The following is an 18160-nucleotide window of genomic DNA, read 5'->3' as shown; positions in this document are numbered from 1 at the left end:
GCGCGCCCGCCGGCTGGTTCCGGCAGACTGCGCTGAGGACATCACGATTCGATAGTCGAGGAGTCACGATGCGGCTCACCAAGTACGCCCACTCCTGCCTCCGGGTGGAACACGACGGGGGAGTGCTCGTCGTGGACCCCGGGGTCTTCAGCGACCCGCAGGCGTTGGACGGTGCGGACGCGGTGCTGATCACCCACGAACACCCGGACCACCTCGACCTGGCCGCGCTGCGCCTGCACCTCGACCAGCGACCGCTGCCGATCCACGGGCCGGCCTCGCTCGCCGGCACCCTGGGCGACGCCGCCGAGGCGTTGCGCCCCGTCACGCCCGGCGAGTCGTTCACCGCGGCCGGGGTCGCGGTCCGCGCGTACGGCGGGCGGCACGCGGTGATCCACCCGGACATCCCGGTGGTGGACAACCTCGGCTACCTGATCAACGACGTCGTCTATCACCCCGGCGACTCCCTCGTGGTGCCGGAGGAGACGCCGATCGACACGCTCTTCGCGCCGATCCACGCCCCCTGGTCGAAGTTCTCCGAGGTCGTCGACTTCATCCGGGCGGTCGCCCCGCGCCGCGCGTACGCCCTGCACGACGCCCTGCTCAACGACAACGGGCTAAGCGTGCTCAACCGGCAGTACGCGGCGCTGTCCGGCACGGACTACCAGCGTCTGGAGCCCGGTAGCCGGGTGGACGTCTGACCCGATGCCCGGCCCGCCCTCGGAGCTGGTGCAGCAGCTCTACCGCACCCCACCGGACCGGTTCGTGGCGGCCCGGGACGCCGCCGTGGCCGAGGCCCGGCGGGCCGGTGACCCGGGCACCGCCCGGCAACTGGCCCGGCTACGTCGCCCCACCGTGGCCGCCTGGCTGGTGAACCTGCTCGCCATCCACCGTCCCGAACTGGTCGCCGACCTGGTCCAGCTCGCCGACGCGTTGCGCGTCGCCCAGCGGGAGCTGCGCGGGCCGCGGCTGCGGGAACTGTCGGCCCAACGTCGGGCGGTGGTCGGCGCCCTGGTCGCCGAGGTCCGTAAGCTCGCCGCCGCCGAGCCGGACGCGCCGCCGGCCGGTCGGCTGCCGCTGGCCGAGGTGGAGGCGACCCTCAACGCGGCGCTCTCCGACACCGAGGTCGCCGAGCAGGTCCGGACCGGCCGGCTACTCCGATCGGCCAGCTACGCCGGCTTCGGCGAGGTGCCCCGGCCGCAGCTGCGGCTGGTCACCGACGACGACGAGCCGGAGCCGGAACCTCGCCCTGTGGCCCAGCGCGCACGCCCCGACGCGGCCTCCCGCGCCGACCAGGCCCAGGAGCGTGCCGCGCAGGCCGAACGCGCGGCGCAGCGGGCGGCGCGGGCCGAGCGGGCACGCCGGCGTCGCGCACTGGACCGGGAGTTGGACCGCGCCCACACCGACCAGCAGCGGGCCGAGGCCGAGTTGACCGAGGCGACCGGGCAGGAGCGGGACGGCGCGGCCGTACTCGACGGGATCGAGACCGAGCTGGCCGAGCTGGAGCGGCGGCGTGCCGTCGCCGAGCAGGACCTCAGCCGGGCCAGGCTGGCGCGGCGGGCGGCCGAGCGGGCGGTGACGGTGGCCCGCCGACGCGCGGGTGAGGTCGAGGCGGCCGTCGAGGCCCTGGCGGCCGAAGAGGGGGATGCGGACGCGGGCGGTGGCGCGGCAAACTGACCATCGATGGACGACGACGAGCGGACCGGCCGCCAGGCACCGGCCGTCCCGGACAGAGCCGCAGCTGGCAGGCCGAGGTTGGTGTCCGGATGACGCCGGAGCAGCTCGCCGCCGCCAGCAAGCCCGTCGTCCTCGATCTCGGCGACGGGTTCAGCAGGTGCCCGACCACGCTGCGCCGAGCCCGACTGCTCGGCATTTCCGGCTGGGCGTTCTACATCAGCGGCCGGGCCGGTGCGCTCGGCGACGTACGGGCGGAGACAGCCGCCGCGGCCATCGGTTTCGTCGCCCCGGACGCGGTTGCCGACGGGTGGGACGCCGCCGCCCGGGTCCTCCCGCCGGCCGAGGTGGCCGCCGCCAGCCTCGCCGAGTGCTGCCGGTGGGGGACGGAGCGCTTGGGCGCGCTGCCGGGGGCCGAGCGGCTGGCCGGGCTCGTCGAGCTGGCGGTGGCCGCCGCCGACGCCAGCGCGATGCCGCTCTTCGCCGCGTGGCGGGCAATGCCGCTGCCGGACCTCTCCCCGGGAGCCCGGAGCGCCGCCGGGCTGCGCCTGCTCCGCGAGCACTTCACCGGCGCGTACCTGCTGGCGGTGCGGGCCGCCGGAATGACCCCGCTGGAGGCGGTGCTGGCCGGGCCGGAGGGGGAGGCCGGCGCGGTGGCGTGCGGCTGGCCACCGCCGTACCCGCCGATCGGTCCGCTGGTGCGTCGACGACTCTGGGCGGAGGCGGTGACGAACCGGCTGGCCGCGCCCGCGTTCGCGGCGCTCGGCCCCGCCGACGGCGCCGAGCTGGTGGAGTTGCTGCACCGCACCCGCGCGGCCCTCGCCTGAACGGGCAGGATTGCCGTGGGTGGTCGAAGAGCTACGACCAGGACGGCGCGAGCACTCGGATTTCGCAGCGGACGCCGCTGGCCTTGGCGAGCCGACCATCGCCGGTCACAAGCGGGCAGGCCATCAACTCCGCCGCCGCGACATACGCTGCGTCGTACGCCGTGACGTTGCCCCGCAACTGCCACATTCGGTCGAGCAGCTTCGAGACGCCAACATCGTCGATGACCAATGAAGGCAGAGTGTCGATAGCCTCTTGAGCGCGGGCCAGGCCGAGCTTCCCACCGAGGACCTTGCCTCTGATCACCGACATGACCTCCACCAGAAGGTGCCCTGGCGCTGCCCAGTGCGGGTCTCCGGTCAGTTCCGCCCGCGCCGCGTCGCCCACCGGCCCGTCGTCGACCAGAGCATCAGCCAGGACTGAAGCGTCCACGACAATCATGCGGCGCTTCCGTATGGCCCCCGCTGCTCCCGCTGGTCTGTCAACTCGGCGGCGCTCTCCCCCGGAAGGGCACGAGCGCCATCAGACCGGCCGGCGAAGCGATCAAGGGTTGCCGTGTTGCGCAGACGTCGAGCCTGCGTCTCCACCAACTCCAGCAAGTAGGCCTGGAGCGACTGCCCGCGTGCCTTGGCTTGGGCAGCCAAGGCGTCTCGTACTTCCTCCGGCACGTCCCGAATCTGGAGAGCAACCATGCATTCATTATGCATGCATCCTCGCCGCGCTGCCCGGGAAAGGCCCAATTCCTCGTGGAGAAAATGGGCGGCGCTGGCGGCGGTCGGCTGTCAGGATGTGCTGCCGTGACGCTTCCCGCTGGCTGGGCCACGCGCCGGCCCACCCTTGACGACGTACCGGCGATCCTCTCGGTCGTGCACGCGGCGGACACCTTCGCCATCGGCCACCCCGACTTCGACGCGGAGGATGTCGAGGCGTCGCTGACCGCCCCCCACTTCGACCCGACCCGGGACTCCTGGCTGGCGACGGACCCGGACGGCACCGTGGTCGGCTGGGCGACGGTGGACAATCCGACCGGGGTCGGCCGGGAGTTCGTGGAGGTCTACGTCGACCCGGAGCGGGCGTCCAGCCTCCGTGCGCCGCTGCTGGCCCGGCAACTGGACCGGGTCGCCGAGCGCGCCGCCGAGCGAGGGCTGCCGGCGCTCACCGTCCGGTGCGCGGTCTTCGCGCCCGAGCGCGACTGGGAACGCGACCTGCGTGGCGCCGGGTTCACCCTCGCCAAGCGGTACGTCCGGATGAACCGCCCGCTGACCGACCTGCCCGCCGAGCCGTCCCCGCCGGCCGGGGTGACGGTACGGCCGGTGCGGCGCGACGACGAGGCCGAGTTGCGGGAGTTCCACCGGATCCACGACACCGCCTTCGGCGACACCCCGGATCACGAGTCGCTGTCGTACGAGCGGTGGCGGGCCCGGATCGGCGACGTGACCGCCTGGGACGAATGGTTCGTCGCCGAGGTGGACGGGGCGCTCGCCGGCGCGTTGCAGTCCTCGGACCAGGGGCTCGACCAGCAGGAGGGTTTCGTGCGGAGCCTGTCGGTGCTGCCCGCGTACCGTCGGCGCGGGGTGGGTGCGGCGTTGCTGCGCCGCGCCTTCGCCCGCTACGCCGAGAAGGGCCGGTTGTCCGCCGGCCTGGGCGTGGACCTCACCAACCCGACCGCCCCGGTGTCGCTCTACCGGTCGGTGGGGATGCGGGAAACCTGGTGGAGCGACATGTACGAGCGGGTGGTCCCGGCCGCCGGTGTGTGATTGACGACGCCCGTCCGGCCCGGCGAACCGCCGCACCGGCGACGGTTGCAGACTGTGCGGGTGCGAAGGGCGCTGGAAGGCTGCGGGGGGACCCGGTCAGGCCGAGGCGGTGCCGGTGGGACGGGATCGAAGCTCGGTGACGTAGTCGTCCGGTGCACCCGCCTTCTCGGCGGCGTTCGCGATCTCGGAGAGATACCACGAGGTCGGCAGGCCGCCCTCGTACCCGTCGAACACATAGATCCACGCGGTGACGTCGCCGTCGAGGGTGGAGATCCGGACGTGCAGCTTGCGGTACGTCCCGGCGGTCACGCCTTCCAGCTCGTCGAGCTGGGCCGCGTCGTACGGGTGGATGTCGTAGATCGCCACGAACACCCGGTCGCCGGGGGACTCGACGACGGTGCTCACCGCGCCCTCCCAGCCGATGACGTCCTCCCCGGCGAAGGTCAGCCGCCACCCCTCCAGCCACCCGGTGCCCACCATGGGCGAGTGCGGGCAGTAGGCCCGCATCCGGGCCGGGTCGAGGTTTGAGCCGTAGGCGGCGTGATGACGCACGGCGATGACGATAGCCCGGCTGGCGGGTGGGGGAGAATACGACTGTGCGTGTCGGATGCGTTCGGGAGAAGAAAGTCACTGTGAGCATCAACGAAGGGCGAACTCTGTGAGCCGGATCGTGATCATCGGCGGCGGGCCGGCCGGGTACGAGGCGGCGCTGGTCGCCGCCCAACTGGACGCCGATGTCACCGTGGTGGAGGCCGACGGCGCGGGGGGCGCCTGCGTGTTGTCCGACTGCGTACCGTCGAAGACGTTCATCGCCAGCTCAGGGGTGGTCACCGGCTATCGGGACACCGAGGAGTTCGGGGTGCACTCGGACGGCCTGGAGGCGGTCACCGTCGACGCGCGGGCGGTGCACGAGCGGGTCAAGCGGCTGGCGCTGGCGCAGTCCGCCGACATCCACGCCAAGCTGCTCAAGGCGGGGGTCACCTTCGTGGCCGGCACCGCCCGGCTCGGCGATGACGCCCTCGGGCACACCCACCTGGTCATCGTCACCCCGGCCGACGGCAGCGAGGAGTACTCGATCGCCGCGTCCACGGTGCTGGTCGCCACCGGCTCGACGCCCCGCCAGTTGCCCACTGCCGTGCCGGACGGCGAGCGCATCCTGACCTGGCGCCAGGTGTACGACCTGCCGGAGCTGCCCGAGCACCTGATCGTGGTCGGCTCCGGCGTGACCGGCGCCGAGTTCGCCAGCGCGTACCTGGCGATGGGGGTCCAGGTCACCCTGGTGTCCAGCCGGGACCGGGTGATGCCGCACGAGGACGCCGACGCGGCGTCGGCCATCGAGCGGGTGTTCCGCAACCGGGGCATGACCATCCTCAACAACTCGCGCGCCGACACGGTCCGGCGTACCGCCGACGGGGTCGAGGTGGAGCTCTCCGACGGCCGTAAGGTGACCGGTTCGCACGCGCTGATCGCGGTCGGTTCGATCCCGAACACCGCCGACCTGGGCCTGGCCGAGTACGGCGTGGAGCTGGGCCGGGGTGGCTACGTCACTGTCGACCGGGTTTCCCGGACCAACGTGCCCGGCATCTACGCCGCCGGTGACTGCACCGGCGTGCTGCTGCTGGCCAGCGTCGCCGCCATGCAGGGCCGGATCGCGATGTGGCACGCCCTCGGTGAGGCGGTCCGCCCGCTGCGGCTGCGGACCGTCGCGGCGAACGTCTTCACCGACCCCGAGCTGGCCACCGTGGGTGTCTCGCAGGACGAGGTCGACGCGGGCAAGGTGCCGGCCCGGCAGGTGATGCTGCCGCTGTCCGGCAATGCCCGCGCCAAGATGGACGACCTGTCCGACGGCTTCGTGAAGTTGTTCTGCCGGCCCGCCAGCGGTCAGGTGATCGGCGGTGTGGTGGTCGCGCCGAAGGCCAGCGAGCTGATCCTGCCGATCACGATGGCCGTGGAGAACAACCTAACGGTCAACGAACTGGCTCAGACCATCACCATCTACCCAAGCCTCTCCGGCTCAATAACCGAAGCAGCCCGCCAGCTAATGCTCCACGAGTTGGAGTAATCCCGACCCCGCTCGGGGGTCGATCATGGAGTTGTGGTGGCCGGGTTACGCCGGCACGCCCCTTTTGTGCGGCACCACAACTCCATGATCGACCGAGGGGCGGGTTTGGAGGACCGCCAGCGTTGTCAGCACCGCTACCTCGGTGAGGATGAGGAGGCGCTCGACCAGGCCTAGCAGCACGCGGTCGCCGGGGTAGGCGGACCAGATCATCGCGGCCGCGAGGATCAGGCTGAGCGCGACCAGGGCACGCAGGACGCCCGCCGCCGGTGCCAGGTCGGGTCGGCGGGCGAGCAGCCAACCGCCGACCGGCAGCGCGAGGAAGGCGACGACCGAGGCGTACCGGTGCAGGTAGGCGGCGGTGGTCATGGCGGTGCCCGGATCGTTCGTCGGCACGACCGCGGCCAGCAGCAGCCCCGCCACCCACGCGCCGAGCAGCAGCTCAGCCGTCCGACCGGAACCCGGCCGGGGTGGGCCGGTGCGGCGCAGCCCGTACAACACCGCGACGCTGGCGAGCGCGAGCACCACCATGGCGACGTCGATGACGCCGCCCCGGTCGGAGACGGCGAAGTCGCTGATGGTCAACGCCCACGGGTCGAGGTCGTCGCTGACCTCAAGATGGCCGATCACGGCGAGCAGGGCCGCGAGGGCGATCCCCCCGAGGGCCAGCAGACCGGTGTTCCGGATTCCAGGCATGCCTCAGCCTGTCGCCGCGGGCACCCCAGCCGGATCCGGGACGGCCACCGAAATCGATCCCCGGGACCACCCCTAGAGGGCCCCGAAACGACCGTCGCCGGATCAGGCGACGTTCAGTTGGATGTTCCCGATGCGGGCGACGACGTCGAGGTGGCCGCCCAGCCCGGTGACGTAGGCGCGGAGAGTGTCCAGGCTCGTGTGCTCGCCGTTCTCGATCTGGCTGATCCTGGCCTGGGTCAACCCTGCGGCCTCGGCCAGTTGGGCCTGGGTCATACCCAGGTGCTTGCGGATCTCTGCCAGTTGGGCGCCACTCACCGATGCCAACATCTGCTCACGGTGTTGAGCCCGCCGGGCGACCCGGTCCGGATGTTCCCAGGTCGGATCGAGCTCTCGGGCCTTGGCCCGGACGTCCCGCCAATCCACTCCATCGGTCATCTCTGCGTTTCCTTCAGCCTGGAGAGGTGCTCCTGGAACCGGTCGTCCGCCAACGGGACCGCGGTCTTGTACCAACTCTGCCACTGGCCCGACTTGTCGCCAGCGACCAGGAAGACTGCTTCTCGAACGGGATCAAAAGCGAAGATCATGCGGACCTCCGTGGAGCCGGCCGATCCGGGTCGCAGCTCCTTCATGTGGTGGAAGATGCTGCCCTTGAGGCGGTCAACCAGGGGACGCCCGAGTGCCGGCCCGTGCGCGGCGAGGAGGTCGATGGCCTCGCTGATGAGGTCGGCGCTGGCGGGATCCGTCCTGCAGAGGTCGAGAAACCACTCCTCGACCTCGGGATGAAGTTTGACGTCCCACATGACGTCAATATAAGCCCAGCTTATACCCGGCAGGTCCGGCGACACTCAGTCCAGGGGGACGTCGGCTGCGGCGGCGGTGCGGGCGTGCCGGGCGTTGACCAGCGTCATCGCCCATCCGGCCGCCGCGAAACCGGCCGCCGCTGCGGCGGCGATGATGGCCAGGCGCCACGCCGACTGGGTGAGTGCCGTGCCGCCCAGATGCCCGACCAGCGCCCCGTAGGTCGCCCAGCCCAGCGCGGCCACCGCCTCGTAGAGCACGAACAGGCGGTACGGGTAGCGGCTGCGCCCGGCCGAGAAGCATGCCGCCATGCGTCCGCCGGGCACGAACCGGCAGAGCAGAATGACCATCGGCCCGGGTTGACGCAGACCCTGCGTGACCCGGCTGGCCATTCGGCGCGCCCGGCTCAGCTCGGAATGTCGGGGCGCCCGCCGGTCCGGAGCGCTGCGGCCGAGCAGGTAGCAGGCCAGGTCACCGACGAACACGCCGAGCGCGCCGACGGCGATGATGATCGGCAGGTCGAGGCCGCCGTACACGGTGAGCGCGCCGCTGGTGATCATGACGATCTGGGTGGGGATCACCGGGACGAAGGCGTCCGCGATCAGCAATCCGAGCAGTACGAGGTACGCCCACGTCGGCGACGCGACGTCAGTCAGTAGTTCGGGCACGCCTGCCACCTCGCCGGATGCGGCCGATTGGGTGTGTCGAGCCTGACGTCGTGCCCGGCGTCACCGTGCACGGCCCCGTCCCGTCGTGACCGTCGACACCACAGGCCACCCAGATCCAACGAGGCGAACCACCCCCGGGTGACGGCTCCGAGGCTGTTTCACGGGTGCCCGAGGCGGTCGGCGGATCGGCGTCCGTCGGCGTACCGTTGTCGGCGCGGCCCAGCCCGTCGGGTCCCCCGTTCCTGACGATTCGGGTCGCCCCGGGCCGCCGGCGGGTCCCGCGCCGGCGGCCCTCCCCCTCTTTCGCCGCTGCAAATCCGGGTGCGTCCTCGACCGCCCGGCGGGTAGCGTCGCGGCATGCGCAGCGCGGTAGTGATGACCACGACGCCGGGTGTCCCCGGCGCGCCGCTCTGACGTAACCACCGTCGACCAGGCCCCGGGGCGATCCGCCCCCGAGAGCCGTACGGCGTTCGGTGTCCAGGTCGCCTCCGGGTCGTACCCGATCCAGGAGCCCGACATGATCGACCACCGCAGGCTCGGCCGCGAGCTGGACCTCTTCGTCTCCGATCCGCTGGCCGGCGCCGGCCTGCCGATCTGGCTGCCCGCCGGCGCCGCCGCCCGGCATGCCGTCGAGGAGTACGTCCGGGAGTTGGAGCGACGCTCCGGTCACCAGCACGTCTACTCGCCGCCGCTGGGCAAACGTGAACTCTTCGAACTCTCCGGGCATCTCGGCTACTTCGCCGACGACATGTTCCCGCCGATGCGGCTGAGCGCCGACGACGAGTTCGTGCTCCGGCCGGCGCTCTGCCCGCACCACGCGCTGGTCTTCCGCGCCCGGGGCCGCTCCTACCGGGAGTTGCCGCTGCGGATCGCCGAGCTGGGCGGGATGTACCGCTCGGAGCGCTCCGGGGTGCTCGGCGGGCTGTCCCGGGTACGCGCGATCTCGCTCAACGACGCGCACACCTTCTGCGCGCCGGAGCAGGTCGGCGCGGAGGTCGCGGAGATCCTCCGGCTGGTCCGCGCCGCGCACGCCGCGCTCGGCGTCCGCCCGGCCGGTTTCCGGCTGTCGCTGCGCGGGCCGGGCAGCAGGTACGTCGGCGACGACGCGAGTTGGGCCCACGCCGAGGATCTGCTTCGGGAGGCGCTCGCCGGAGTGGAGTACGTCGAGGCACCGGGCGAGGCCGCCTTCTACGGTCCGAAGATCGACATCCAGATCGTGGACGCGGCTGGCCGGGAGTCGACCATCTCCACCATCCAACTCGACTTCGACAAGCCGGAGCGGTTCGACCTGTCGTACACCGACTCCGACGGCAGCCGACGTCGACCGGTCATGGTGCACCGCAGCCTCGTCGGCAGCATGGAGCGGCTCCTCGCGTACCTCATCGAGGTGCACGAGGGTGCCTTCCCGGCCTGGTACGCGCCGGTCCAGCTGGTGCTGCTGCCGGTGGACGACGGGCAGGCCGGCGCGGCGGCCGAGCTGGCCCGGCGGGCCGTCGACGCCGGGCTGCGGGTCGAGGTCGACGCCGCCGGCTCGCTGGGCGCCCGGGTACGGGACGCGGCTCGCCGCCGTGTCCCGTACCTCGGGGTGCTGGGTCCTCGGGAGGTGGCCGACGGGCACCTCGCGCTGCGCCTGCGCGGTGGCCGCGCCCTGGCCCCGATGCCCGCCGCCGCCGCGCTCGCCCTGATCAGCGGGCAGGTCGCCGCCCGCGCGACCGACCTGCTGCCGCCGGACTGACCCGGGAGTCCGAGACATGCGCTAGACCGTCGCGGGTTGGGCGGCGGCCGGTTCCTCGTCGACCACCGCGCCGGTGAACTGGGATCGGTAGAGCTGGTGGTACGCGCCCTTGGCGGCGAGTAGCTGCTCGTGGGTGCCCTGCTCGACGATGCGACCGTTCTCCATCATCAGGATCAGGTCGGCGTCGCGGATGGTGGAGAGCCGGTGCGCGATGACGAAACTGGTCCGGTCCGAGCGCAGCGCCGCCATCGCCCGCTGGAGCAGCACCTCGGTGCGGGTGTCCACCGAGCTGGTCGCCTCGTCGAGGATCAGCAGCGACGGTTCGGCGAGGAACGCCCGCGCGATGGTGATGAGCTGCTTCTCGCCGGCGCTGACGTTGTTGCCCTCCTCGTCGATGACCGTGTCGTAGCCGTCGGGAAGGCTCCGCACGAACCGGTCCACGAAGGTGGCCCGAGCCGCGGCGAGGATCTCCTCCTCGGTCGCGTCCGGCCGCCCGTAGGCGATGTTGGCCCGGATGGTGCCACCGAAGAGCCAGGTGTCCTGGAGCACCATGCCGATCCGACCGCGCAGGTCGTCGCGGCGCATCGTCGTGATGTCCACCCCGTCCAGGGTGATCCGGCCGGCGTCCAACTCGTAGAACCGCATGATCAGGTTGACCAGCGTCGTCTTTCCGGCGCCGGTCGGGCCGACGATGGCCACCGTGTGCCCCGGCTCGGCGACCAGGGACAGGTCGTCGATCAGCGGCTTGTCCGCCTCGTACCGGAAGGAGACGTGCTCGAACTCGACCCGACCGTGCGGGTCGACGACCCGGGTCGGCTCGACCGGGTCGGGGCTCTGCTCGTCGGCGTCGAGCACCGCGAAGACCCGTTCGGCCGAGGCCACCCCGGACTGGAGCAGGTTGGCCATCGACGCGAGTTGGGTGAGTGGCTGGGTGAACTGCCGGGAGTACTGGATGAACGCCTGCACGTCGCCGAGGCTCATCGTCCCGGAGGCCACCCGCAGGCCGCCGACCACGGCGATCGCCACGTAGCTGAGGTTCCCGATGAACATCATCGACGGCATGATGATCCCGGAGACGAACTGCGCCCCGAAGCTGGCCCGGAACAGCTCCTCGTTCTTGGCGGTGAACGCGGCCTCCACCTCGCGCTGCCGGCCGAAGACCTTCACCAGCTCATGGCCGGTGTACGCCTCCTCGATCTGGCCGTTCAGCTCGCCGGTGTGCTTCCACTGCGCGATGAACTGCTTCTGCGAGCGCTTGGCGATGCGCTGGGTGACCAGCACCGACAGCGGCACCGCGACCAGCGCCACCAGGGCCAGCAGCGGCGAGATCCAGAACATCACGCCCAGCACGCCGACCACGGTCAGCAGCGAGGTGAGCAGCTGACTGAGGGTCTGCTGGAGGCTTGTCGAGATGTTGTCGATGTCGTTGGTGACCCGGCTCAGCAGCTCACCCCGAGGCTGCCGGTCGAAGTAGGGCAGTGGCAGCCGGTTGAGCTTCTCCTCCACCTCGGCGCGCAGCCGCAGCACGGTGCGCTGCACCACACCGTTGAGCAGCCAGCCCTGCCACCACGACAGCAGGCTCGCCGCCAGGTAGAGCCCGAGCGCCAGCAGCAGCACCCGGCTCAGGGCGGTGAAGTCGACGCCCACGCCGGGCACCACGTCCATCCGGGCCAGCATGTCGGCGAAGTTGCCGTTGCCGCTGGCCCGGGCCGCCGCGACGGCCTGCTCGGTGGTGGTGCCAGCCTCCAGTTGACGGCCGATCACCCCACTGAAGATCAGGTCGGTGGCGTGGCCGAGGATCTTCGGACCGGCCACGCTGAACCCCACGCTCACCACCGCGAGGGTGACGATCGCGGTCAGGTGCAGCCGGTGCGGGCGCAGCCGGCCGAGCAGCCGCCGGGCGGACGGCCCGAAGTTCATCGACTTCTCGGCGGGCATCCCGGCGCCCGCCCACGGCGGACCGCCGGCCGGGCGGCCCGGAGGCAGCCGCTTCGGTGTCGGCGCGTCGCCGCCGGCAGCCGGCGTCCGCGTGTCGCCGGCCGGCTTCTGCGTGGGTACGGCCGCGGTCCGCCGCTCGTCGGGCTCGCTCACGCCGTCACCTCCGCCGTCTGCTGGGAGGCCACGATCTCGGCGTACGTCGGACAGGTCTCCAACAACTCCGCATGTCGTCCCACTCCGACGACCCCTCCGTCCTCAAGAACGATGATCTGGTCGGCGTCGACGATGGTGGAGACCCGCTGGGCCACGATGACCACCGCGGACTGCGCGGTGACCGGACGCAGTGCCGCCCGCAGCCGCGCGTCGGTGCCGAGGTCGAGCGCGGAGAACGAGTCGTCGAAGAGGTAGATCTCCGGCTGGCGGACCAGCGCCCGTGCGATGGCCAGGCGTTGCCGCTGCCCACCGGAGACCGTGCTGCCGCCCTGGGCGATCGGGGCGTCCAGGCCGCCGGGCATCTGGGCCACGAAGTCCCGGGCCTGGGCGATCTCCAGGGCCGTCCACAGCTCCTCGTCGGTGGCGTCCGGGTTGCCGTAGCGCAGGTTGCTGGCGACCGTGCCGGTGAACAGGTACGGCCGCTGCGGCACCAGGCCGATCCGCCGCCACAGCTCGTCCGGTGCCATCTCCCGTACGTCCACGCCGTCGACCAGCACCGCGCCACCGGTGACGTCGACCAGGCGGGGGATGAGTGACAGCAGGGTCGTCTTGCCGGCGCCGGTGCTGCCGATGATCGCCGTGGTGGTGCCCGGGGTGGCCCGGAAGGAGATGTCCCGCAGCACCGGGTCGACGGCGCCCGGGTACTGGAAACGCACCCCACGCAGCTCCAACTCGGCGCGGGTGGGCAACTCGGTGACCGGCTCGGCGGCGGGGACCACCGACGAGTCGGTGTCCAGCACCTCGATGATCCGCTCGGCGCAGACCGCGGCGCGGGGCACCATCATCAGCATGAAGGTCGCCATCATCACGGCCATCAGGATCTGCATCAGGTACTGGAGGAAGGCGGTGAGCGCGCCGATCTGAATCGCGCCGCCGTCCACCCGCTGCGCGCCGAACCAGAGCACCGCCACGCTGGAGACGTTCAGCACCAGCATGACCACCGGGAAGATCATCGCCATCAGCCGGCCGGTACGCAGGGCGGTGGCGGTCAGGTCGGCGTTGGCGACGGCGAAGCGGTCCGTCTCGTACGGCTCGCGGACGAACGCGCGGACCACCCGGATGCCGGTGATCTGCTCGCGCAGCACCCGGTTGACCGTGTCGATCCGGGTCTGCATGAGCCGGAAGCCCGGCACCATCCGGCGGATGATCGAGCTGAGCGCGATGGCCAGCACCGGCACGCTGACCAGCATCAACCAGGAGAGCCCGATATCCTCCCGCAGCGCCATCACCACACCGCCGACGCTCATGATCGGCGCGGCGACCAGCATGGTGCAGCTCATCAGCACGAGCATCTGCACCTGTTGCACGTCATTGGTGTTGCGGGTGATCAGCGACGGCGCCCCGAACCGGGCCACCTCGCGGGCGGAGAAGCGGTTGACGTGCCCGAACAGCCTGGCGCGGACATCACGGCCGAAGCCCATGGCGACCCGCGCGCCCAGGTAGACCGCGGCGATCGAGCAGATGATCTGGATCAGGCTGACCAGCAGCATCCAGCCGCCGGTCCGCACGATGTAGTCGGTGTCGCCCCGGGCCACGCCCTGGTCGATGATGTCCGCGTTGAGGCTGGGCAGGTAGAGCGAGGCCATGGTGCCCACGAACTGGAGCAGCACCACCGCCAGCAACGGTCGCCGGTAGGTGCCCAGTTGACCGCGTAACAGTCGGATCAGCACGCCGAGTCCTTTGGTTCGGTGGGGCGTCCGCTCATCGGCGGGTCGTCCGCGCTGGCGATGACCTCGAGCAGGAACTCGCGGATCACCTGCGCCTTCGCCGGGTCGGCGTCGATGGAGGTGAGCGGCCGTCCGGAGTGCATCAGGGCACTGAGCGCGGCCACCCGCTCCCGCCCGGCGGGGGTGATGGCGAGGCGGACGCTGCGTCGGTCGTTGTCGTCGCGTTGCCGCTCGACCAGTCCGTCACGGGCCAGCGTGTCCACGATGCCGGTGAGGGTGGCAGGGCGGACGAAGCACCGCTCGGCCACCTGCCGGTGCGGCAGTTCGCCGTGTCGGGCGAGCGTCATCAGCGTCACCATGCCGGCCTGGGTGAGGCCGTGGTCCTCGGCGAGGTAGCGGTTCCACCGCTGCCCGACGAGGTGCCCGGCCACCACCAGCAGCCGGCCGATCGGCGCGTCCTGGAGCGTGATGAGTTGCACGGAGAGCAGGTTAGCTCCCTGATAGTCAGGCTCCAAACGATTTCCCACAGACCCCCGCGCCACGCCGCCCGCGCCCCCTCCTCCCCCGCGTCGATCATGGAGTCGTGGTGGGCGTTTCGCCCAGCCGTGCCCCTTTTGCGAGGCACCACAACTCCATGATCGACGCGGGGGTGGGGCGAGGAGCGGGCGGGGGCGGGGCGGGGAACGGGCGGGGCGGGCGGGTTACCAGCTGGTGGGTAGGGGCATTCCTTCGGTGAAGCCGGCGGCGCTCTGTACGCCGACGATGGCCCGCTCGTGGAACTGCGTCAGGTCCCGTGCGCCCGCGTAGGTGAAGGCGCTGCGGACCCCGGCGATGATCTCGTCGATCAGGTCCTCGACGCCGGGCCGGGCCGGGTCCAGGTACATCCGGGCCGAGGAGATGCCCTCCTCGAACACCGCCTTGCGGGCCCGGTCGTACGGGCTGTCGTCGGCGGTACGGGCGCTGACCGCCCGAGCCGAGGCCATCCCGAAGCTCTCCTTGTAACGCCGGCCGTCGGCGTCGGTGTACAGGTCACCGGGCGACTCGAAGGTGCCGGCGAACCAGGAACCGATCATCACGTTCGAGGCGCCGGCCGCCAGTGCGAGAGCCACGTCGCGCGGGTGGCGTACGCCGCCGTCGGCCCAGACGTGCCGGCCCAGTTCCCGGGCCGCCACCGAGCAGTCGAGCACGGCGGAGAACTGCGGGCGGCCCACACCGGTCATCATCCGCGTCGTGCACATCGCGCCCGGCCCGACGCCGACCTTGATGATGTCGGCGCCCGCCTCGACCAGGTCGCGTACCCCCTCGGCGGTGACCACGTTGCCGGCCGCCACCGGGACGCCCGGGTCCAGCTTCCGGACCGCCCGCAGCGCGGAGATCATCCGTGCCTGGTGACCGTGCGCGGTGTCCACGACCAGCGTGTCCACTCCGGCCTCCAGCAGCGCGGCAGCCTTGCCGGTGACGTCCCCGTTGATCCCGACCGCCGCGGCGATGCGCAACCGACCCCGGTCGTCCACCGCAGGTGTGTAGAGGGTGGCGCGCAGCGCGCCCTTGCGGGTCAGCACCCCGACCAGCCGGCCGTCGGCGTCCACCACGGGCGCGAGCCGGCGTCGGCCGGCGGAGAGCAGGTCGAAGCCGGTACGCGGGTCCGCGTCCGCCGGCACGGTGTGCAGCTCGGTGGACATCACGTGCCGCAGTTGGGCGAACCGGTCCACCCCCACGGTGTCCGCCTCGGTGACCACGCCCACCGGCCGACCGGCCTCGTCGACCACGATCACCGCACCGTGCGAACGCTTCGGCAGCAGGTGGATGGCGTCGCCGACGGTCTCGGTCGGGCCGAGGGTGATCGGCGTGTCGTAGACCAGGTGCCGCTGCTTGACCCAGGCGACGACGTTCGCGACCACCTCGATCGGGATGTCCTGTGGGATCACCGTGATCGCGCCCCGCCGGGCCACCGTCTCGGCCATCCGCCGCCCGGCGACCGCCGTCATGTTGGACACCACCAGCGGAATGGTGGTGCCGGTGCCGTCGCCGGTGGACAGGTCGACGTCGAGCCGGGAACCGAGGTCGGAGCGGGCCGGCGCCATGAAGACGTCGGTGTAGGTCAGGTCGTGCGCGGGAACCGCGCCGTGAAGGAAACGCACCCGGCCATCATTCCCGCCCCCGACCGCCCACGCCCACGTCGCTGCCGCAAACCACCCCGCCGCGCCCGCCCGTCGCGGATGAAGCGCCAGTAAGGGGCCGTCAGGCGATGGTGCAGATGGAAGCGCCGGCAGTGATGACCGCGCCGACCTCGGCGGCGAGCCCGCTGACCGTGCCCGCCTTGTGGGCGTGCAGCGGCTGCTCCATCTTCATCGCCTCCAGCACCACGACCAGGTCACCCTCAGCCACGGTGTCACCGTCGGCAACCGCGATCTTGACGATGGTGCCCTGCATCGGTGAGGTGAGCGCGTCGCCGCCGATCGCCGCGCCAGCCTTGGCGCCACCGGCACGCCGGGTCGGCTTGCGGGTGGCGGGTGCGGCTGCGGTCGTACCCCCGCCGAAGCCGGCGGGGAGGCTGACCTCAAGGCGCTTGCCGCCCACCTCGACCACGACGGTCTCGCGTTCGGCTGGCGCCTCGGCGGTGCCGGCGGCGGCGGCGAACGGCGGCACGGTGTTGTGGAACTCGGTCTCGATCCACCGGGTGTGCACGGTGAACGGTTCGGCGGTGAACGCCTCGTCCCGCACCACGAGCCGGTGGAACGGCAGCGCGGTGGCCATGCCGTCGAGCACCATCTCGTCCAGCGCGCGGCGGGCGCGCTCCAGCGCCTCGGCGCGCGTCTCACCGGTGATGATCACCTTGGCCAGCAGCGAGTCGAAGTTGCCGCCGATCACGTCGCCGGCCGAGATGCCGGTGTCGACCCGCACCCCCGGGCCGGTGGGTAGCCGCAGCGCGGTGACCGTGCCCGGGGCGGGCAGGAAGTTGCGGCCCGGGTCCTCGCCGTTGATCCGGAACTCGATGGAGTGCCCGCGCGGCGTCGGGTCCTCGGTGATCCGCAGCTTCTCGCCGTCGGCGATCCGGAACTGCTCGCGGACCAGGTCGATGCCGGCGGTCTCCTCGGTGACCGGGTGCTCGACCTGGAGTCGGGTGTTGACCTCCAGGAAGGAGATGGTGCCGTCCACGCCGACCAGGTATTCCACCGTGCCGGCACCGTGGTAGCCGGCCTCGCGGCAGATCGCCTTGGCGCTGTCGTGGATCTGTGCCCGCTGGGCGTCGGTGAGGAACGGCGCGGGCGCCTCCTCGACCAGCTTCTGGTGGCGTCGCTGCAACGAGCAGTCCCGCGTGCCCACCACGATGACGTTGCCGTGCTGGTCGGCGAGGACCTGCGCCTCGACGTGCCGCGGCTGGTCCAGGTAGCGCTCGACGAAGCACTCGCCACGGCCGAACGCCGCGACCGCCTCCCGGGTGGCCGACTCGAAGAGTTGGGGGATCTCCTCCATCGTGCGGGCCACCTTGAGCCCGCGCCCGCCGCCACCGAAGGCGGCCTTGATGGCGACCGGCAGGCCGTGGTCGACGGCGAACGCCATCACCTCGTCCGGGCTGGCCACCGGGTCCGGGGTGCCGGGGACCAGCGGAGCGCCGGCGCGCTGGGCGATGTGCCGGGCGGTGACCTTGTCGCCCAGGTCGCGGATCGCCTGCGGGGTGGGGCCGATCCAGGTCAGGCCGGCGTCGATGACCGCCTGGGCGAAGTCGGCGTTCTCGCTGAGAAAGCCATAACCCGGGTGTACGGCGTCGGCGCCGGCCCGGGCGGCGACGTCGAGCAGCTTGTCGATGCGCAGGTACGTGTCGGTCGCGCTGTCCCCGCCGAGGGCGTACGCCTCGTCCGCGAGGGTGGCGTGCAGGGCGTCGCGGTCGGAGTCCGCGTACACCGCGACACTTCCCAGACCGGCGTCACGGCAGGCGCGGACAACCCGGACGGCGATCTCGCCGCGGTTGGCAATGAGTACCTTGCGCACCTTTGTGACTCCTCCCGGCAGGTTACTGACCGGGAGTTTAGCGGTCACCCTGCCCACCCTAACGGTCGCTCAGTGTGGGATGCCGCACTGTGGCCGCAGCGCCCTAATCAAACTTGTCTATTACGCTTATCCGGTGTCTG

General features: G+C 71.7%; 18 protein-coding genes. 6 read left to right on the top strand and 12 right to left on the bottom strand.

Annotation, left to right across the window (positions count from 1 at the left end; all coding sequences use genetic code 11):
- Window positions 1-68: 68 nt before the first annotated feature.
- The 3 genes from ABZ808_RS21425 to ABZ808_RS21415 all read left to right on the top strand — a co-directional run bounded on the left by ABZ808_RS21425 (window position 69) and on the right by ABZ808_RS21415 (window position 2498).
- Window positions 69-698, top strand: a complete 630-nt coding sequence (locus ABZ808_RS21425) for an MBL fold metallo-hydrolase (RefSeq protein WP_357009164.1) — start codon at window positions 69-71, stop codon at window positions 696-698.
- Between the two features lie 4 nt (window positions 699-702).
- On the top strand, window positions 703-1674 hold the full coding sequence (locus ABZ808_RS21420) for a hypothetical protein (RefSeq protein ID WP_357009162.1): 972 nt from the start codon (window positions 703-705) through the stop codon (window positions 1672-1674).
- A gap of 89 nt (window positions 1675-1763) precedes the next feature.
- Complete coding sequence (locus tag ABZ808_RS21415) at window positions 1764-2498, top strand: hypothetical protein (protein WP_357009159.1); 735 nt, start codon at window positions 1764-1766, stop codon at window positions 2496-2498.
- 31 nt (window positions 2499-2529) lie between these two features.
- Here the strand turns inward: ABZ808_RS21415 and ABZ808_RS21410 are convergent, their stop codons facing one another.
- Together ABZ808_RS21410 and ABZ808_RS21405 are read right to left on the bottom strand one after the other, a co-directional pair.
- Window positions 2530-2952 carry a type II toxin-antitoxin system VapC family toxin gene (locus ABZ808_RS21410; protein ID WP_357009573.1) on the bottom strand — a complete coding sequence of 141 codons (423 nt, stop codon included), beginning with the start codon at window positions 2950-2952 and terminating at the stop codon, window positions 2530-2532.
- Window positions 2934-3188, bottom strand: coding sequence for a hypothetical protein (locus tag ABZ808_RS21405; RefSeq protein WP_357009156.1), 255 nt, complete (start codon window positions 3186-3188; stop codon window positions 2934-2936). Before ABZ808_RS21405 ends, ABZ808_RS21410 begins: the two co-directional genes overlap by 19 nt.
- A 105-nt stretch (window positions 3189-3293) precedes the next feature.
- Between ABZ808_RS21405 and ABZ808_RS21400 the strand changes: the two genes are divergently transcribed.
- Entirely contained in the window at window positions 3294-4253 is a 960-nt protein-coding gene (locus ABZ808_RS21400; RefSeq protein WP_357009153.1) for a GNAT family N-acetyltransferase, read from the top strand.
- 96 nt (window positions 4254-4349) lie between these two features.
- Here the strand turns inward: ABZ808_RS21400 and ABZ808_RS21395 are convergent, their stop codons facing one another.
- Window positions 4350-4805 carry a gamma-glutamylcyclotransferase gene (locus ABZ808_RS21395; protein WP_357009151.1) on the bottom strand — a complete coding sequence of 152 codons (456 nt, stop codon included), beginning with the start codon at window positions 4803-4805 and terminating at the stop codon, window positions 4350-4352.
- A 106-nt stretch (window positions 4806-4911) separates the two neighbouring features.
- Between ABZ808_RS21395 and ABZ808_RS21390 the strand changes: the two genes are divergently transcribed.
- Entirely contained in the window at window positions 4912-6315 is a 1404-nt protein-coding gene (locus tag ABZ808_RS21390; protein WP_357009148.1) for an NAD(P)H-quinone dehydrogenase, read from the top strand.
- A 45-nt stretch (window positions 6316-6360) separates the two neighbouring features.
- Here ABZ808_RS21390 and ABZ808_RS21385 read toward each other — a convergent pair whose 3' ends face one another.
- The 4 genes from ABZ808_RS21385 to ABZ808_RS21370 all read right to left on the bottom strand — a co-directional run bounded on the left by ABZ808_RS21385 (window position 6361) and on the right by ABZ808_RS21370 (window position 8474).
- A complete protein-coding gene (locus ABZ808_RS21385; RefSeq protein WP_357009145.1) occupies window positions 6361-7008 on the bottom strand; it encodes a DUF998 domain-containing protein in 648 nt (215 codons plus the stop codon).
- Window positions 7009-7110: 102 nt separating this feature from the next.
- The gene (locus ABZ808_RS21380; RefSeq protein WP_357009142.1) at window positions 7111-7443 is read right to left on the bottom strand and encodes a helix-turn-helix transcriptional regulator; all 333 of its coding nucleotides are present in this window, start codon (window positions 7441-7443) and stop codon (window positions 7111-7113) included.
- Complete coding sequence (locus ABZ808_RS21375; protein ID WP_357009140.1) at window positions 7440-7808, bottom strand: type II toxin-antitoxin system RelE/ParE family toxin; 369 nt, start codon at window positions 7806-7808, stop codon at window positions 7440-7442. The genes ABZ808_RS21380 and ABZ808_RS21375 overlap by 4 nt, the downstream gene beginning before the upstream one ends.
- A 45-nt stretch (window positions 7809-7853) precedes the next feature.
- Window positions 7854-8474, bottom strand: coding sequence for a DedA family protein (locus ABZ808_RS21370; protein ID WP_357009137.1), 621 nt, complete (start codon window positions 8472-8474; stop codon window positions 7854-7856).
- A 517-nt stretch (window positions 8475-8991) separates the two neighbouring features.
- Between ABZ808_RS21370 and thrS the strand changes: the two genes are divergently transcribed.
- Complete coding sequence (thrS, locus tag ABZ808_RS21365; RefSeq protein ID WP_357009134.1) at window positions 8992-10209, top strand: threonine--tRNA ligase; 1218 nt, start codon at window positions 8992-8994, stop codon at window positions 10207-10209.
- 21 nt (window positions 10210-10230) lie between these two features.
- Here the strand turns inward: thrS and ABZ808_RS21360 are convergent, their stop codons facing one another.
- From ABZ808_RS21360 to ABZ808_RS21340, 5 genes are all read right to left on the bottom strand, one after another.
- Window positions 10231-12147 (bottom strand): ABC transporter ATP-binding protein, encoded by a 1917-nt coding sequence (locus ABZ808_RS21360; protein ID WP_357009570.1) that lies wholly within the window; start codon window positions 12145-12147, stop codon window positions 10231-10233.
- A gap of 149 nt (window positions 12148-12296) precedes the next feature.
- Complete coding sequence (locus ABZ808_RS21355; RefSeq protein ID WP_357009131.1) at window positions 12297-14030, bottom strand: ABC transporter ATP-binding protein; 1734 nt, start codon at window positions 14028-14030, stop codon at window positions 12297-12299.
- A complete protein-coding gene (locus tag ABZ808_RS21350) occupies window positions 14024-14506 on the bottom strand; it encodes a MarR family transcriptional regulator (RefSeq protein ID WP_357009128.1) in 483 nt (160 codons plus the stop codon). Before ABZ808_RS21350 ends, ABZ808_RS21355 begins: the two co-directional genes overlap by 7 nt.
- A gap of 222 nt (window positions 14507-14728) precedes the next feature.
- The gene (locus tag ABZ808_RS21345; RefSeq protein ID WP_357009125.1) at window positions 14729-16168 is read right to left on the bottom strand and encodes a GuaB1 family IMP dehydrogenase-related protein; all 1440 of its coding nucleotides are present in this window, start codon (window positions 16166-16168) and stop codon (window positions 14729-14731) included.
- Window positions 16169-16268: 100 nt separating this feature from the next.
- Window positions 16269-18020: a biotin carboxylase N-terminal domain-containing protein gene (locus ABZ808_RS21340; protein WP_357009122.1), complete on the bottom strand. Its 1752-nt coding sequence runs from the start codon at window positions 18018-18020 to the stop codon at window positions 16269-16271.
- Window positions 18021-18160 lie beyond the last annotated feature (140 nt).

Origin of the sequence: Micromonospora sp. NPDC047527, assembly GCF_040643015.1 — a bacterium.
GTDB lineage: Bacteria > Actinomycetota > Actinomycetes > Mycobacteriales > Micromonosporaceae > Micromonospora.
This window is presented reverse-complemented; position numbering and strand designations above follow the sequence as displayed.

Bases quoted from the DNA above. Each gene is read 5' to 3' on its own strand.
- ABZ808_RS21405 (WP_357009156.1), bottom strand. From the start codon at position 3,188: ATGGTTGCTCTCCAGATTCGGGACGTGCCGGAGGAAGTACGAGACGCC.
- ABZ808_RS21415 (WP_357009159.1), top strand. From the start codon at position 1,764: ATGACGCCGGAGCAGCTCGCCGCCGCCAGCAAGCCCGTCGTCCTCGAT.
- ABZ808_RS21375 (WP_357009140.1), bottom strand. From the start codon at position 7,808: ATGTGGGACGTCAAACTTCATCCCGAGGTCGAGGAGTGGTTTCTCGAC.
- ABZ808_RS21380 (WP_357009142.1), bottom strand. From the start codon at position 7,443: ATGACCGATGGAGTGGATTGGCGGGACGTCCGGGCCAAGGCCCGAGAG.
- ABZ808_RS21360 (WP_357009570.1), bottom strand. From the start codon at position 12,147: ATGCCCGCCGAGAAGTCGATGAACTTCGGGCCGTCCGCCCGGCGGCTG.
- ABZ808_RS21425 (WP_357009164.1), top strand. From the start codon at position 69: ATGCGGCTCACCAAGTACGCCCACTCCTGCCTCCGGGTGGAACACGAC.
- ABZ808_RS21420 (WP_357009162.1), top strand. From the start codon at position 703: ATGCCCGGCCCGCCCTCGGAGCTGGTGCAGCAGCTCTACCGCACCCCA.
- thrS (WP_357009134.1), top strand. From the start codon at position 8,992: ATGATCGACCACCGCAGGCTCGGCCGCGAGCTGGACCTCTTCGTCTCC.
- ABZ808_RS21385 (WP_357009145.1), bottom strand. From the start codon at position 7,008: ATGCCTGGAATCCGGAACACCGGTCTGCTGGCCCTCGGGGGGATCGCC.